Origin of the sequence: Yersinia aldovae 670-83 (assembly GCF_000834395.1) — a bacterium.
GTDB lineage: Bacteria > Pseudomonadota > Gammaproteobacteria > Enterobacterales > Enterobacteriaceae > Yersinia > Yersinia aldovae.
This window is the reverse complement of sequence record NZ_CP009781.1, coordinates 2,781,111-2,795,768: the sequence shown is the minus strand read 5'-3', so window position 1 is coordinate 2,795,768 and position 14,658 is coordinate 2,781,111. Positions and strand designations below refer to the sequence as shown.

Here is a 14,658-nt window from a genome sequence, read left to right as displayed (position 1 = left end):
CCAAAATGAGCACTGCATGCATATAGTGCATGAATTTGCATGCAACGCCTCAGCGTCAAAACAGTTGAAACACCGCGCCACAAGGGTTTGTAGGCTCTCTATGCCATGCATGAAAAGTGCATGATAAAGTCAGAGCGCGTAGGCGAGGAGTAGTTGCGCGCGCGGGGTTTATGCTTAAAATCAAACTCAGCCTGACTCTACTCTTTACCTTGGTTCGAGGAGATTACATAATGTTCAATAAGCATATTTACATGGATTAAATGTTATGTCTGATATCAGTGTGGATTTTTGGGAAGAATTAGAAGCACTCAGAGAATCTAGTGAAGTTGAATGCAAAAAAGCGTCAAAAGCATTACCTAAAGCTTTCTGGGAAACATATAGCTCCTTTGCAAATAGCTATGGTGGAATTGTATATTTTGGTTTAACTGAAGAACTAGATGGTTCATTTATAGTGACTGGTGTCGACAATACAGACTTTCTATTACAGCAACTATGGGACTCACTTAATAATCCAGAGAAAGCCAACGTAAATATACTTACACCAGATGATGTAGAAGTTATAGATATCGATAATAAAAAAATTATAAAGCTCAAGATACCTAGAGCGAATCGACGTCAAAAACCTGTTTATATAAATAATAACCCTAAATTAGGAACATATATAAGACAGCACGGCGGGGATTATCGTGCAACAGAAGAAATATTACAAAGAATGTGGTCTGAGAGAGGTCATGAAGCTAGAGATGCACAAGCAATCCCAGGGTTTGATTTAGCCGACATTGATATTGGAACACTTAAAACCTACCGTCAAATGTTTCAAAACAGACAGCCGGAGCATCAATTTAATGCTTTAGAAGACATTGAGTTTTTAAGAGCTCTTGGAGCATGGAAAAGAGAACGGACATCTGGACAAGAAAGCATTACAGTTGCAGGATTACTTATGTTCGGAAAATATCAAAGTATTAGAGAACAATTTAGTAATTACCATTTAGACTACTTAGAAAGATCGGCAGCAGAGAAAGACAGTAGATACATCGATAGGGTTACTCTTGATGGTACTTGGTCTGGAAATTTATTTGAATTCTATTTAAAGATAATAAAAAAACTAACTATAGATCTTAAAGTTAGATTTCAATTAGAAGGAGACCAAAGAAAGGAAGAAAATAAGATTCATGAGTCACTCCGTGAAGCATTAGTTAATACTCTTGCACATGCTGACTATAGCGGAAGAGCATCTATTTTAATTGTTAAACGCCCAGATATGTTTGGATTCAGAAACCCCGGACTTATGAGAATACCCGTGGAACAAGCAATAGAAGGTGGCGAAAGTGACTGTCGGAATAGTTTCGTTCACGATATGTTCAGAATGGTTGGATTAAGTGAAAAACTAGGTTCTGGTATAAGAAAAATATTTGATAATTGGAGGGAAGAGGATTGGAAAAGCCCTAGGCTCCATGAAAAAAATGAACCGGAACAAACTCTACTCGAGCTACATATGATAGACCTCGTCTCTGAAAGGATTAAAGGTGATCTATATAATAGATTCGGTGATAGATTCAAAGAATTATCGGAACTTGAAAAAATTGTTCTTGTATCAGCAGCATCAGAAGGCTGGGTTAATCATGAGCGGGTTGCACTTTTAACAACGACACACTCACGAAATATTACTATCGCCTTACCTAGGTTAGAAAAGAATGGGTTTCTTGAGTCTAAAGGAACTCAGAAAGAAAAATTCTATCATCTACCGGGAGTGACCGTTGTTACACCAGATGCAATTTTTTCTGATTTAGATCATGGGCCTAATGCTAGCAATGTAGCGTTCAATTCCTCTATTTTGAGCTCGTTCATGAGCTCCGATACTAACGCTCCTAGCTCCGATATTAACGCTCCTAGCTCCGATACTAGCGCTCCTAGCTCCGATACTAACGGGTCAGATACCAGCTCCTTAAATTTTGATACTGGTGATAACAAAAATAATGGTTCAACTCGTGATATGTATGGACGATTAGTTTCAATATCCCTTAGATTACCAATTATTGATAACGTGAATAAGCTAAATGATGAATACTGCTCTCAGTTATACCAACTAGCAGATGAAGCTAGGAATAAATCACGAATGGCTAGACCAGCGATGCAAGAACTAATAATTAAAATATGCAGTGAGCACTTTATTACTCTTAATGCATTGGCTTTAATTCTAAATCGACGCCCTGATGCTGTAAGGCAACAGTATCTTTCAAGTATGGTAAAAGGTGAGTTACTTTTTCTTGCTTTTCCTCAAACACCAACTCATGAGAAACAAGCTTACACATCTCGACCAGAATAATAGTATTTGAGGATAGAAGGGAATTATTCCCTCTCTATCCTCCGACTATATTATCAATATAAATTATCAGAATACCACTGCAACATCTCTCTACGTTTTTCAAGATACTGCGCATGGTTGTAAGTACCGCGAATACTATTCTTATCAACGTGAGCCAATTGTAGCTCTATCCATGCACTATCATAGCCTTGCTCATGTAATATCGTTGACATGGTATGTCTAAATCCGTGACCCGTCGCACGGCCTTTATAACCCAGTAATTCAATGACCTGATTGACTGTTTCTTTACTTATAGGCTTTTTATGGTCATTTCGTCCAATAAAAATATAGGGGTAATGCCCGGTGATAGGTAAGAGCTGTTTAAATAGCGCTATAACTTGTGTAGACAGCGGCACGATATGGGGGCGGCGCATCTTCATTCGTTCTGCTGGAATCTCCCACAAACCGTTCTCAAGATCGATTTCCTGCCAAGTAGCAAAACGCATTTCCTTAGTTCGTACACCAGTCAACATCAGTATCTTTGCGGCGTTCTTGGTTATAATGCTGCCGGTGTAACCCTCTAGGTCACGAATAAAATATGGCATCTCCTCGGCGGACAGGAACGGGTAGTGCTGTTTCTTGGGCGTACTTAATGCGCTGGCAAGGTCAGGGGCGGGATTATATTCAGCACGGCCGGTAATAATGGCATAACGAAATACTTCACCACAGCGCTGGCGTACTTTGCGCGTTTTTTCTAACGCTCCACGCTTTTCGATACGTTGAAGCACATCAAGTAACTCCAGCGGTGTGATTTCTGCAATTGGCCGTTTACCAATATACGGGAATATATCCGCCTCAAAGGTACTCATGATTTCTTCCCTATAGCCCAATGACCAGCGATCGGCTTTGGCTTTATGCCACTCACGGCTAATAGCCTCAAAAGAGTTTTCCGATGAAAGCCGCTGCGCCAACTTCTCAGCCTTTTTCACCTCTGCGGGATCTGTTCCATCTGCAACCTGTTTACGTGCCACATCTCGCTTAGAGCGAGCTTCAGCAAGGGATATCAAGTCATAAGTCCCTAATGACATTAATCGGGCTTTACCGGCAAAACGATAGCGAAAGCGCCACCCTTTGCTGCCGTTAGGTTCAATTAAGAGTGATAGCCCTTGCCCGTCACTCAGGGTATAGGCTTTTTCTTGTGGTTTAGCACGGCGAATCTGGATATCTGAAAGTGGCATGTGTATAGCTCAAAAAGGTATAGGGTAATTCTATACCCTTTACTATACACAATTGTTACGGATTTAGAGAGATAAGCTCGGACACCTACGGACAATAAAACGCTCTATCTATTGGTTTTACTGGGATTTTTAGGACTTTTGGGGAGTAATACGGAAGAGCTTTGGCGGAAGATCACAGGAGTCGAACCTGCCAGGGACCGCTGGCGGCCCCATCTGGATTTGAAGTCCAGCCGCCCCACCGGGGACGATGATCTTCCAGAGAAGATAGGAATGTAAGCCGGTGATTATAGCGTGTTTATTGTATGGTGCTAGCCATTCAATACAGGGGGGTAATAAATCCCCCATCTGGATAACAGTGAAAGAGAGATTATCGGCTCAGAACTGACTAATAGATCACTTCGCCGTACTTATCACGGTGCTCTTTTGGCGTAATCAAATAGCCTTTTTTGAACACCGAATAGAAGTATTGCAACGATGGATAACCGCACATCTGCGAGATTTCATTGATGGGCAATGAGGTCGCGGCCAGTAGATTTCGCGCACGATCGAGCTTTTCCTCATGAATGACGCCATGAATAGTCTGACCAATATCATCTTTGAAGCGCTTTTCCAGATTCGAGCGCGACATCCCAACCGCGTCTAGCACCTGTTCAACCTTAATTCCCTTACATGCATGATGGCGAATATAATGCATCGCCTGAATCACCGCCGGATCACGTAGCGAGCGGAAATCCGTTGAGCGGCGGGCCATCACTTTAACCGGTGGCACCAAAATGCGCTGTAATGGCGGAGTCTCTTGCTGTTTCTGGCGTTGGTTAAGGCGCTGATGCAGCAACTTGGCTGCCCGATAGCCCATCTGTCGCGTCCCTTGCACCACCGAAGAGAGTGCTACTCGCGATAAATAGCGAGTTAATTCTTCATTATCAATGCCAATCACACTCAATCTCTCTGGCACCGCAATATCCAGATGCTCGCACACTTGCAGCAAATGCCGCGCCCGGGCATCCGTCACAGCAATAATTCCCGTCTGATGTGGCAGAGTTTGCACCCAATCCGCCAGCCGATTTTGGGTGTATTGCCAATTAGCCGGGGCGGTCGCCATCCCCTGATAGACCACTCCTTGATATTGTTCTGCCGCCACTAATTGGCGGAAGGCATATTCCCGCTCCTGCGCCCAACGCTTATCGCTACTGTCTGGTAAACCGTAGAATGCAAAACGGTTTAACCCCTTTTCTTTCAAATGCATAAATGCCGCTTCAACCAGCGCCGCATTATCGGTCGCAATATAATCTACTGGTGGGTATTCTTCCTGTTGATGATAAGACCCCCCCACGCCGATAATAGGAACATCCACATTCGCCAGCAATTGCTCTATCTGCCGATCATCAAAATCCGCAATAACACCATCACCCAGCCAATCTCGAATATTATCGATACGGCAGCGAAAATCCTCTTCAATAAAGATATCCCAATCGCATTGCGATGCCTGTAAATACTCACCGACACCTTCCACCACCTGCCGGTCGTACACTTTATTAGCGTTAAACAGCAAGGTTATCCGGTAGCGTTTCTCAAACATGGGAATGGCTCCTGAAGTGGGTGGGATATCAAAGCTCAATAAGCTGAAAGACCAATGCAGATGACATTGATCTCTCAGCAAAGTGATAGGATTAAACCCGGCGTTTGGTGGCAGAGTCCATCCAGACTGCCAACAGTAAAATCGCGCCTTTCACAATGTACTGCCAGAAAGTCGGCACATCCAGCATACTCATCCCATTGTCGAGAGAAGCCATAATAAATGCCCCCATGACTGCACCCGCCACACTCCCGATCCCACCCGCCAGACTGGTGCCACCAATGACACAAGCGGCAATCGCATCCAGTTCGGCAATATTACCGGCTGAAGGTGAACCGGCCCCCAAGCGTGAGCTAAGAATCAAACCAGCCATTGCCACCATCAATCCATTGATAGCAAATACCGCCAGTTTGGTGCGTTCAACATTCACGCCAGACAGTCGAGCGGCGTCGATATTGCCGCCAATGGCATAGATCCGACGGCCAAAAGCAGTCCGGGTGGCCATAAATATACCGGCTAGCATCAAGGCTGTCAGGATCAATACTGGTGTGGGAACACCGCGATAATCATTCAATAAATATATCGCGCCAAGAACTATTACTGCGGTAATTGATTGGCGCGTAACATCTCCTTGTGGTGCGGCAACCGGCAAACCCAAGCGAATACGGTGATTGCGTTGACGCCATTGCCAGGCCACAAACAGCATCAGGCCAATAGCTCCGATACCAAAACCCAACCCATTAGGCAGATAACTTTGGCCGATTTGCGACATCGCGTTGCTGGTCGGTGATACAGTCGTACCGTTGGTGATACCAATTAAGATACCGCGAAAAGCCAGCATTCCGGCAAGGGTGACAATAAACGAAGGCACTTTACGGTAAGCAACCCACCAACCATTCCATGCTCCCAGTACCAACCCCAAACCTAGCGTAACCACAATCGTCAGCGGCAGCGGCCAGCCAAGCCACACATCAAAAATAGCCGCCACTCCGCCAAGCAACCCCATCATCGAACCGACAGAGAGATCAATTTCCGCCGAAATAATGACAAACACCATCCCCACCGCCAAGATGCCGGTAATCGCCGTCTGACGCAGTAAGTTCGAAATGTTTCTGGCGCTGAGATACGCCCCTTCGGTGGTGAAAGTGAAAAATAGCATAATAATGGCGATTGCTGCCAACATGACAAAAACTTGTAAATTAATTGATTTTAGCCGAAATAGCTGTTTTTTAGCGCCATTTTCTGACGTGTTCAGTTCAGACTGATTAGCTTGCGACATGGGTTTCACTCCTGAGTGCGGCTTCCATGACCTTTTCTTGAGTCAGGTTATGGTTAATAAGATCGGCTTTGATGCGCCCCTGATGCATGACCAACACCCGATCACTTAATCCCAAGACCTCCGGCAATTCAGAGGAAATCACAATGACCGCAATCCCCTGCTGGACCAATTGATTGATAAGTTTATATATTTCGTATTTTGCACCAATATCGATACCGCGCGTTGGCTCATCGAGGATCAAAATTTGTGGGTTCAGCAATAAACATTTAGCCAGAATCGCTTTTTGCTGATTACCACCACTAAGGCGAGCAATAGCCAGCTCTGACGATGAGGTTTTGACCTGCAGTCGTGCCAGCGATTGCACAATAGTGGATTGCTCTTTGGCATCATCCAAGACACTGAAATAATTGGTAAAATCACCCAGTGCCGCCAGTGTAATATTAGCCCCAACCCCCATTACCGGTACGATGCCATCTTTTTTGCGGTCTTCTGGCACCATCGCAATACCCAGTTTCATCGCCTGCTGGCAAGTGTTGATGGCAACAGGTTTACCCTTGATATAGATATCTCCCTGCCAACGGCCAGGATAGACTCCAAACAGGCATTGCACCGTTTCAGTTCGGCCCGAGCCAACCAATCCGGCAATGCCTAAAATCTCACCACGTTTCAACGAGAAAGAGGCTTCATCCACCCGGCGAATATGGCGATTGACCGGATGCCAGGCGCAGAGATTCTCTACCCGTAGAATTTCATCACCAATGTGGTGGGCCTCATGGGGGTATAACTCTTTGAGTTCGCGACCAACCATCATGGAGATGATGTCATCTTCGCTCATACTCGCTGCTGGGCGAGTACCGATATGGCGGCCATCGCGGATCACACAGATGTGATCTGATATCGCTTTCACTTCATTCAATTTGTGCGAGATATAGATGCAGGCAATACCGTGGTTACGCAGATCACGGATAATATCCAGCAAAATAGCGGTTTCACTTTCGGTCAGCGAGGCGGTCGGTTCATCCAAAACCAGCAACCGTACTTGTTTATTCAGCGCTTTCGCAATCTCAACCAATTGTTGCTGCCCAAGGCCCAACTCGCCCACCGGGGTATTAGGGTCGACTGCCAGCTTGACCTGTGCCAACATGCGCTGACAGCGTAAGTACATGCCATCGTAATCCATAATACCGAAACGACCCCATTCGGAACCGAGGAACATATTTTCCAGCACCGACATTTGTTTCACCAATGCCAGTTCCTGATGAATAATCGCGATGCCCTTTTGTTCTGTTTCGCGAATATTTTTGGCCTGAAGCGTTTCGCCTGAGAAAATTATTTCCCCCTGATAGGATCCTGTGGGGTAAATACCACATAACACTTTCATTAGTGTGGACTTTCCGGAACCATTTTCACCGCACAAAGATAACACCTGCCCAGTTTCTAATGTCAGGCTGATATTATCCACGGCTTTAACAATGCCGAATTTTTTAGTAATGCTTTTCATTTCCAGTAGGTAGGGCACAGTTCCCTCCTTAATGCCGTTGATCTTATAGTATTACGGCCATATTAAGTAACGGCCATGTCAATAACTTAATTAACTGACCGTTTATTACAAAAATCCGTCGGCATTATGCCAATCAATAAATATCTGATTTTTTGTGGAACCCATCAGTTATTATTGTGCTGTCAATATTACTTTTATCAACTTGAATCGGTGTTAATAAATAAGCAGGAACATCTTTTATACCATTATTTAATTTACTGTTCGCTTTCGGCTCCTCACCTTTACCCAGTATTACTGCAATTTCTGCCGCATCGTTGGCTAATTTACTGATAGGTTTATATACCGTCATGGTTTGCGTACCGGCAACAATACGTTTTATTGCAGCTAAATCGGCATCCTGCCCAGAGATAGCCACTTTCCCCGCCAGCCCCTGAGCAGCTAATGCCTGAATTGCACCACCGGCGGTTGCATCGTTGGATGCCACCACAGCATCAATATTGTTATTGTTGGCAGTTAAGGCATTCTCCATGATTTTTAAGGCATTTTCTGGCAGCCAGGCATCAACCCACTGATCGCCAACAATTTTAATTTTCCCTTCTTTTATCAAAGGATTAAGCACTGTCATTTGCCCCTGGCGGAACAATTTGGCATTGTTATCGACCGGCGAGCAACCCATCAGAAAATAGTTGCCTTGTGGCACTCGTTCAACCAGACTTTTCGCCTGTAATTCACCCACTTTTTCATTATCAAATGAGATATAAAAATCAATATCAGCATTATTAATCATACGATCATAAGCTAAGACCTTTATTCCTTCTCTTTTGGCCTCAGCAATAACATTGCTTAATACCTGTCCGTTGTAAGGAATAATCACCAAAACATCAACGCCGCGGTTAATCATATTCTCAATCTGCGACATTTGTGTTTCTTCATTGCCATTTGCAGATTGAACAAAAACTTTAGCGCCTAAAGACTCAGCTTTGTTAACAAAAATATCGCGGTCTTTCTGCCAGCGTTCAAGACGTAAATCATCTATCGCCATACCGATCTTAATTTCTTTACTGAATCCAGGCTGGCTGACCATTACCAGTACGGCACAAGCGGAGAGTAAAATGTTCTTAAATTTCATCTTTAAGTACCTTTATTATTGTAGAAGCAGGGTAAGAGAAACAGTAAACATCAACGGCAACAGGGATTGTTGACGCTTATTTGCACATCGGCAATTACAGATTTTCATCCGCCAATTATGTTTTTTGGTTTAATGTTAATTTTATGATAACGATCATGTTTTCTTTCCCAGGAAATGCATGATTCATGCAGTAAATGTTATCCGATCGATAAATATCCCAGAGTTTTTATAATTAAACTGTTATTTATGAGATCTACACCACAATTAATAATTCTCTGAATTTAAGTGTGAAATAACGTAATTGAGACAATTGCCGACAACTCCGAAGATAAAGGCTCATCTGCCCGGCAAAAGCGGGGCCAGCTTCCAAGGAGTATTTCATGCAATCTTATTTTGATGAATTAGAACAAGTGCGTTACGAAGGCCGCCAGAGCGTTAACCCGCTGGCATTTCATCACTACAATCCGGATGAAATTATCCTTGGTAAGCGAATGGCCGACCATCTGCGCTTTGCCGCCTGCTATTGGCATACGTTCTGCTGGGGCGGAGCCGACATGTTCGGAGCCAATGCCTTTGATCGCCCGTGGCAACACTCAGGAGATGCACTGGCGCTGGCAAAACGTAAAGCCGATGTGGCGTTTGAATTCTTCCATAAGCTGAATGTGCCTTATTATTGCTTCCACGATGTCGATGTCTCGCCAGAGGGCGCATCACTGAAAGAATATCTGAATAATTTCGCGGTAATGACCGACGTGCTGGCGGAGAAGCAAGAAAGCAGTGGCGTAAAATTATTATGGGGCACCGCGAACTGCTTTACCCATCCGCGTTATGGTGCAGGTGCAGCCACCAATCCAGATCCGGAAGTCTTCAGTTGGGCTGCAACTCAGGTCTTTACCGCCATGAATGCCACTCAAAAATTGGGCGGTGAAAACTATGTATTATGGGGTGGGCGTGAGGGCTATGAAACACTGTTAAATACGGATTTGCGCCAGGAACGCGAGCAAATTGGCCGTTTTATGCAGATGGTGGTTGAGCATAAACATAAAACCGGTTTCCAGGGCACACTGTTAATTGAGCCTAAACCACAGGAGCCAACTAAGCATCAATACGATTATGACGTAGCAACTGTTTATGGTTTCCTTAAACAGTTTGGGCTGGAAAAAGAGATTAAAGTGAATATTGAGGCTAACCACGCCACATTAGCGGGGCACTCTTTCCATCATGAGATAGCCAGTGCGATTGCATTAGGTATTTTCGGCTCGGTGGATGCCAACCGGGGTGACCCACAGTTGGGCTGGGATACTGATCAATTCCCAAATAGCGTAGAAGAAAACGCGCTGGTGATGTTTGAAATCCTCAAAGCGGGTGGTTTTACCACCGGCGGCTTAAACTTTGATGCCAAAGTACGCCGCCAAAGCACTGATAAATATGACTTGTTCTACGGTCATATCGGTGCGATGGATACAATGGCTCTGGCACTAAAAATTGCGGTCAAAATGATTGAAGAGGGTCAGTTAGATAAGCAGGTTGCTAAACGTTATGCCGGTTGGAATGAAGAGTTTGGGCAACAGATCCTAAAAGGCAAACTGTCGCTGAAAGAGTTAGCGCATTATGCCGAACAGCATAACTTGAACCCACAGCACCAGAGTGGGCATCAAGAGCAACTAGAAAATCGGGTTAACCGCTATATATTCGGCTGATGTTTAAAATGGGGCACTCGCTGTCCCAGTCTCACCTATAAGGAAGGCATATGTACCTTGGCATCGACTTAGGCACTTCCGGCGTCAAAGCAATCCTCTTGGCCGAAAACGGGCAGGTGATTGCCAGCCAAAGTGCCACTTTATCCGTCTCGCGCCCGCACCCTTTATGGTCAGAACAGAACCCATCTGACTGGTGGCAGGCAACCGATAAAGCCCTGCACGCATTGGCTGTAGAGCATGATTTACAGCAGGTAAAAGCCCTCGGACTGACCGGCCAAATGCACGGCGCAACCCTACTGGATAAACAGCATCAGGTGCTGCGTCCGGCCATTTTATGGAATGATGGCCGCAGTTTCTCCCAATGCCAGGCACTGGAACATGCGGTGCCCGAGTCGCGCCAGATTACCGGCAACCTGATGATGCCGGGGTTTACCGCACCGAAACTAAAATGGCTGGCAGAACATGAGCCAGACATTTTCAATCGTATTGATAAGGTGCTGTTACCCAAAGATTATCTACGTTTTCTGATCAGTGGTGATTTTGCCACTGATATGTCAGATGCCGCCGGCTCGATGTGGCTCGATGTGGCAAAACGCGACTGGAGTGATGAGATGCTGGCCGCCTGCGATTTGGGCCGCCAGCATATGCCAGTATTGTTTGAAGGCAACCAGATTACCGGCCATGTTCGTGCGGATATTGCCACGCGCTGGGGGATGGGTTCAATACCGGTGGTAGCCGGGGGTGGCGACAATGCTGCGGGTGCTATTGGGGTCGGCCTGTATCAGAGCGGTCAGGCAATGCTATCGCTGGGTACATCCGGTGTCTATTTTGCCGTGAGTGATGGCTTCCTCAGTAATCCGGCCAGTGCGGTACACAGTTTCTGCCATGCGCTGCCGGATACCTGGCATCTGATGTCTGTCATGCTCAGCGCCGCGTCATGCCTGGATTGGGCCTGCCAACTCACCGGTGCCGACAGCGTTCCTGCATTGCTCGCCGAGGTAGAAAAAACACCACCTGCGGCTACACCCGTGTGGTTCTTGCCCTACCTTTCCGGTGAGCGCACACCCCATAATAATCCTAATGCCAAAGGTGCATTCTGGGGCTTTACCCACCAACATGGTCGGGCAGATTTAGCCCGCGCAGTGCTGGAAGGCGTAGGATTTGCGCTCGCTGACGGCATGGATGCGCTACATGCCAGTGGGTTGCAGCCCGGTTCGATCACCTTGATAGGCGGTGGCGCACGCAGTGCATACTGGCGACAAATGCTGGCTGATATCAGTGGCAAAACGTTGGATTATCGTACCGGCGGGGATGTAGGCCCGGCACTGGGTGCTGCCAGGCTAGCCCAGATTGCCATAAATCCGAATGTACCTCTGGCCGACTTATTACCGCCGCTGATGCTGGAGCAAAGGCACTTGCCTGATGCACAGCGGTATCACTATTACAGTGGACGTCGGATAATCTTTAAAAAGCTTTATCAGCAATTACTGCCGCTGTGTGAGTGAATAACACAGACAACTAACTGATGGGCTGCGGCTATTTTTCCTCAGCCCAGAGACCTAATGCTAATATAAGCTCATCGGGATCGATTCAATTGCCCAACGCCCTGCATTTCGCACTCCAGCCGGTACAGGCATTATTTTTGCTCATTTAGCGACTGAATTTGGCAATTCACGCCAGAGCAGTTAAAGGTACGAATGACCATGCCACCAAAGTCATTTATATAACCAAGGCTATAACGGTTGCCGCGATAACCCGACGTTTTCACCGATTCAGTGCTAAAAGGTGCAATCATCACGCTATCAAAACCGGGGAAATTGCCGCGATGATCCTGACTCAAATACCCAATCGTAATGTAATAAGGCGTGGGATTATAAATCTTCACGCCTCCACCTTGCTTGCTGAGTTGTAACTTCTCCTGCCAGATACCGCTAGCACTCGCGTTGAGCGAGGCAGGCCGATAAAACAGTTTCACCCGGTTTTGAATCGCTATTTGCACCGTATTGGGCATATTACTTTTTGGCGGCACTTCCCGCACATTGAAATAGAATAACGTCTCGCGATCGGTTGGTAACTTGTTAGCCTCTGGCAACTTCATGATGCGAACCAGACCCTTTTGCCCAGCCTCTATACGCTGCGCTCGCGGCACAACAACCAGCGGGCTATCGACTTTCTGTCCGGCTACATTTTCCAGCCACGATAGCGCCAAATGAGGGAGTGTTTCACTTTTGTTTTTTAACACGACACTGGCAAACTTATCAGTACTATTAAAGATAATCCGCGTTTGATCCAGGCTGATTGCCGCCTGACTCATTAACGTGGTGAACAACAGCGCCATCCCCAATAGATTTTTTTTGATGTGCGCAATCGGAATAATGTTCTTAACGTCTTTCATGAGTTGTTCCGCTGTAAATTATTTTGTTTGCAGTGAATAAATATCTTCTGGTAAAGAATAGTTTTCGGCCAAAAAACCATTCTAATGAGTATTTTTTTAAAAAATACAGCATAACACACTGATATAAAGGTGATTTTATATGGTTTTATACCATAACTATTGGCAAGATAATCTTGCACTGCTTTTTACCTAATCGGGCGCATAAAACGCCGACACCGACGGCCTAACAAGAGTGTTCCTTTTTCCCCAATAATGGCCGAATTTGGTAATTCTGTGGTGAAACTACTGCGCGAATAGCCTCTGCTCTTGGGTACCCACTGAAGCCACCATGACTTTCCCGATGACACACCCAGGTGGTTTGATATTAAATAGCGAGGAATTAAAGCTGCACACTGAAACAGTGCTGATCGAGAGGCTTGCCACTATTCATACCGTAGCTTAAACATTACATGCGCTGGATGTAGGAAAGCGGGTATCGGTTACAACGAGCTGACAATCGCCATTAGACCTGACCTGGCCCTTCCGTCAGGGATGACACGTCGAGCACACACCGGCGCAGCCAACGGTGTGCGGGGTCAGCGTCCATACGTGGGTGCCACAGCATAGAGAGTGTGATGGGTGCTAACGTAAATGGAAGAGGGAAACTGTGTAATCCGATACGTAAATTGGCGGAGTGACGCTCAGGAACCGTCGCTATCAGGTCGGAACCTTTAACCAGGGCCAGTGCGGTAGAAATGCTATCAACGGAAGCTATCACATTCCTTTCAAGCCCCAGTAGCTGTAATGCTTCATCAATCGGCCCTTTATGGTTCTGACGGCGCGAGATCAAGAGATGGTTCTGCGCCGCATAACGATCTGCGGTGATATCCCCTTCGCATAAGGGGTGGCTGGCACGCACCACGCCAATAAAGTGATCGCGAAATAATGCACGCGTGCGTAACTCGGGGCTGGCCATCGCACCAACCACACCGGTTTCGAGATCGACAATGCCATCACGCAATAATGTGCTCTCTTTGTCCCGTTTTTGCATAAAACGTAGCCGAACATCAGGAGCCTCTTGGTGAATTCGCGCTAACAGCGCCGCACCGACGTTTTCGACAAAACCGTCACTGGTACGTAAGGTGAAGGTGCGCGCCAGTTGGGTGAGATCCAGCTGCGTCGCAGGGCGTAGAACCGCCGCCGCATTATGTACCAGTTGGCTGACCTGTTCACGTAGCTCAAGCGCTCTTGGGGTGGGTACCAATGCACGCCCTGCCCTTACCAGCAAAGGATCACCGGTAGTTTTGCGCAATCTGGCCAGCGCCCGGCTCATTGCTGATGGACTAAGCCCCAGCCGCTGGGCGGCACGTACAACACTGCCTTCCGCGAGCAGAACATCGAGCGTGATAAGCAGGTTGAGATCCGGTTTTTGCATAGAATGACTCTAGCACAAGTCATTGTGACATGGCGTTTAATGCACGAATAAACTGCACTCCATGCGTCTTCCGCTTGGTTATGCGATGCAATAGTCTCCTGAGCAGGTCTTTCAGGAGCGA

At 46.3% G+C, this 14,658-nt stretch carries 10 protein-coding genes, 1 tRNA gene and 1 pseudogene; 4 read left to right on the top strand and 8 right to left on the bottom strand.

Annotated features, from left to right (window positions below):
- Window positions 1-265 precede the first annotated feature (265 nt).
- A complete protein-coding gene (locus tag AT01_RS12700) occupies window positions 266-2,326 on the top strand; it encodes an RNA-binding domain-containing protein (RefSeq protein ID WP_042547411.1) in 2,061 nt (686 codons plus the stop codon).
- A gap of 53 nt (window positions 2,327-2,379) precedes the next feature.
- Here the strand turns inward: AT01_RS12700 and AT01_RS12695 are convergent, their stop codons facing one another.
- The 6 genes from AT01_RS12695 to xylF all read right to left on the bottom strand — a co-directional run bounded on the left by AT01_RS12695 (window position 2,380) and on the right by xylF (window position 9,028).
- A complete protein-coding gene (locus AT01_RS12695) occupies window positions 2,380-3,543 on the bottom strand; it encodes a tyrosine-type recombinase/integrase (protein WP_042547410.1) in 1,164 nt (387 codons plus the stop codon).
- Between the two features lie 162 nt (window positions 3,544-3,705).
- Window positions 3,706-3,800: transfer RNA gene (locus AT01_RS21925), tRNA-Sec, on the bottom strand.
- 128 nt (window positions 3,801-3,928) lie between these two features.
- Window positions 3,929-5,122, bottom strand: coding sequence for a D-xylose utilization transcriptional activator XylR (gene xylR / locus AT01_RS12690; protein ID WP_042547409.1), 1,194 nt, complete (start codon window positions 5,120-5,122; stop codon window positions 3,929-3,931).
- 91 nt (window positions 5,123-5,213) lie between these two features.
- Window positions 5,214-6,398: a xylose ABC transporter permease XylH gene (gene xylH, locus AT01_RS12685; RefSeq protein ID WP_042547408.1), complete on the bottom strand. Its 1,185-nt coding sequence runs from the start codon at window positions 6,396-6,398 to the stop codon at window positions 5,214-5,216.
- Window positions 6,385-7,917: a xylose ABC transporter ATP-binding protein gene (locus AT01_RS12680; RefSeq protein WP_042547407.1), complete on the bottom strand. Its 1,533-nt coding sequence runs from the start codon at window positions 7,915-7,917 to the stop codon at window positions 6,385-6,387. The genes xylH and AT01_RS12680 overlap by 14 nt, the downstream gene beginning before the upstream one ends.
- A 115-nt stretch (window positions 7,918-8,032) precedes the next feature.
- A complete protein-coding gene (gene xylF / locus AT01_RS12675) occupies window positions 8,033-9,028 on the bottom strand; it encodes a D-xylose ABC transporter substrate-binding protein (protein ID WP_042547406.1) in 996 nt (331 codons plus the stop codon).
- Window positions 9,029-9,408: 380 nt separating this feature from the next.
- Here xylF and xylA point away from each other — a divergent pair, with 380 nt between their 5' ends.
- The gene (xylA, locus tag AT01_RS12670) at window positions 9,409-10,728 is read left to right on the top strand and encodes a xylose isomerase (RefSeq protein WP_042547405.1); all 1,320 of its coding nucleotides are present in this window, start codon (window positions 9,409-9,411) and stop codon (window positions 10,726-10,728) included.
- Between the two features lie 50 nt (window positions 10,729-10,778).
- Entirely contained in the window at window positions 10,779-12,233 is a 1,455-nt protein-coding gene (gene xylB, locus AT01_RS12665; RefSeq protein WP_042547404.1) for a xylulokinase, read from the top strand.
- 131 nt (window positions 12,234-12,364) lie between these two features.
- On the opposite strand, the gene AT01_RS12660 is transcribed toward xylB, so the two are convergent.
- Window positions 12,365-13,123, bottom strand: coding sequence for a fimbrial biogenesis chaperone (locus tag AT01_RS12660; protein ID WP_042547403.1), 759 nt, complete (start codon window positions 13,121-13,123; stop codon window positions 12,365-12,367).
- Window positions 13,124-13,395: 272 nt separating this feature from the next.
- Here AT01_RS12660 and AT01_RS22495 point away from each other — a divergent pair.
- A pseudogene (locus AT01_RS22495) lies at window positions 13,396-13,562 on the top strand (isochorismatase); the annotation flags it as partial.
- Between the two features lie 63 nt (window positions 13,563-13,625).
- Here the strand turns inward: AT01_RS22495 and AT01_RS12655 are convergent.
- Entirely contained in the window at window positions 13,626-14,537 is a 912-nt protein-coding gene (locus AT01_RS12655) for a LysR family transcriptional regulator (RefSeq protein ID WP_042547402.1), read from the bottom strand.
- Window positions 14,538-14,658: the final 121 nt, after the last annotated feature.

Coding starts and splice junctions, on each gene's coding strand:
- AT01_RS12695 (WP_042547410.1), bottom strand. CDS start 3,543: ATGCCACTTTCAGATATCCAGATTCGCCGTGCTAAACCACAAGAAAAA.
- xylA (WP_042547405.1), top strand. CDS start 9,409: ATGCAATCTTATTTTGATGAATTAGAACAAGTGCGTTACGAAGGCCGC.
- xylR (WP_042547409.1), bottom strand. CDS start 5,122: ATGTTTGAGAAACGCTACCGGATAACCTTGCTGTTTAACGCTAATAAA.
- xylB (WP_042547404.1), top strand. CDS start 10,779: ATGTACCTTGGCATCGACTTAGGCACTTCCGGCGTCAAAGCAATCCTC.
- AT01_RS12660 (WP_042547403.1), bottom strand. CDS start 13,123: ATGAAAGACGTTAAGAACATTATTCCGATTGCGCACATCAAAAAAAAT.
- AT01_RS12700 (WP_042547411.1), top strand. CDS start 266: ATGTCTGATATCAGTGTGGATTTTTGGGAAGAATTAGAAGCACTCAGA.
- xylH (WP_042547408.1), bottom strand. CDS start 6,398: ATGTCGCAAGCTAATCAGTCTGAACTGAACACGTCAGAAAATGGCGCT.
- AT01_RS12655 (WP_042547402.1), bottom strand. CDS start 14,537: ATGCAAAAACCGGATCTCAACCTGCTTATCACGCTCGATGTTCTGCTC.
- xylF (WP_042547406.1), bottom strand. CDS start 9,028: ATGAAATTTAAGAACATTTTACTCTCCGCTTGTGCCGTACTGGTAATG.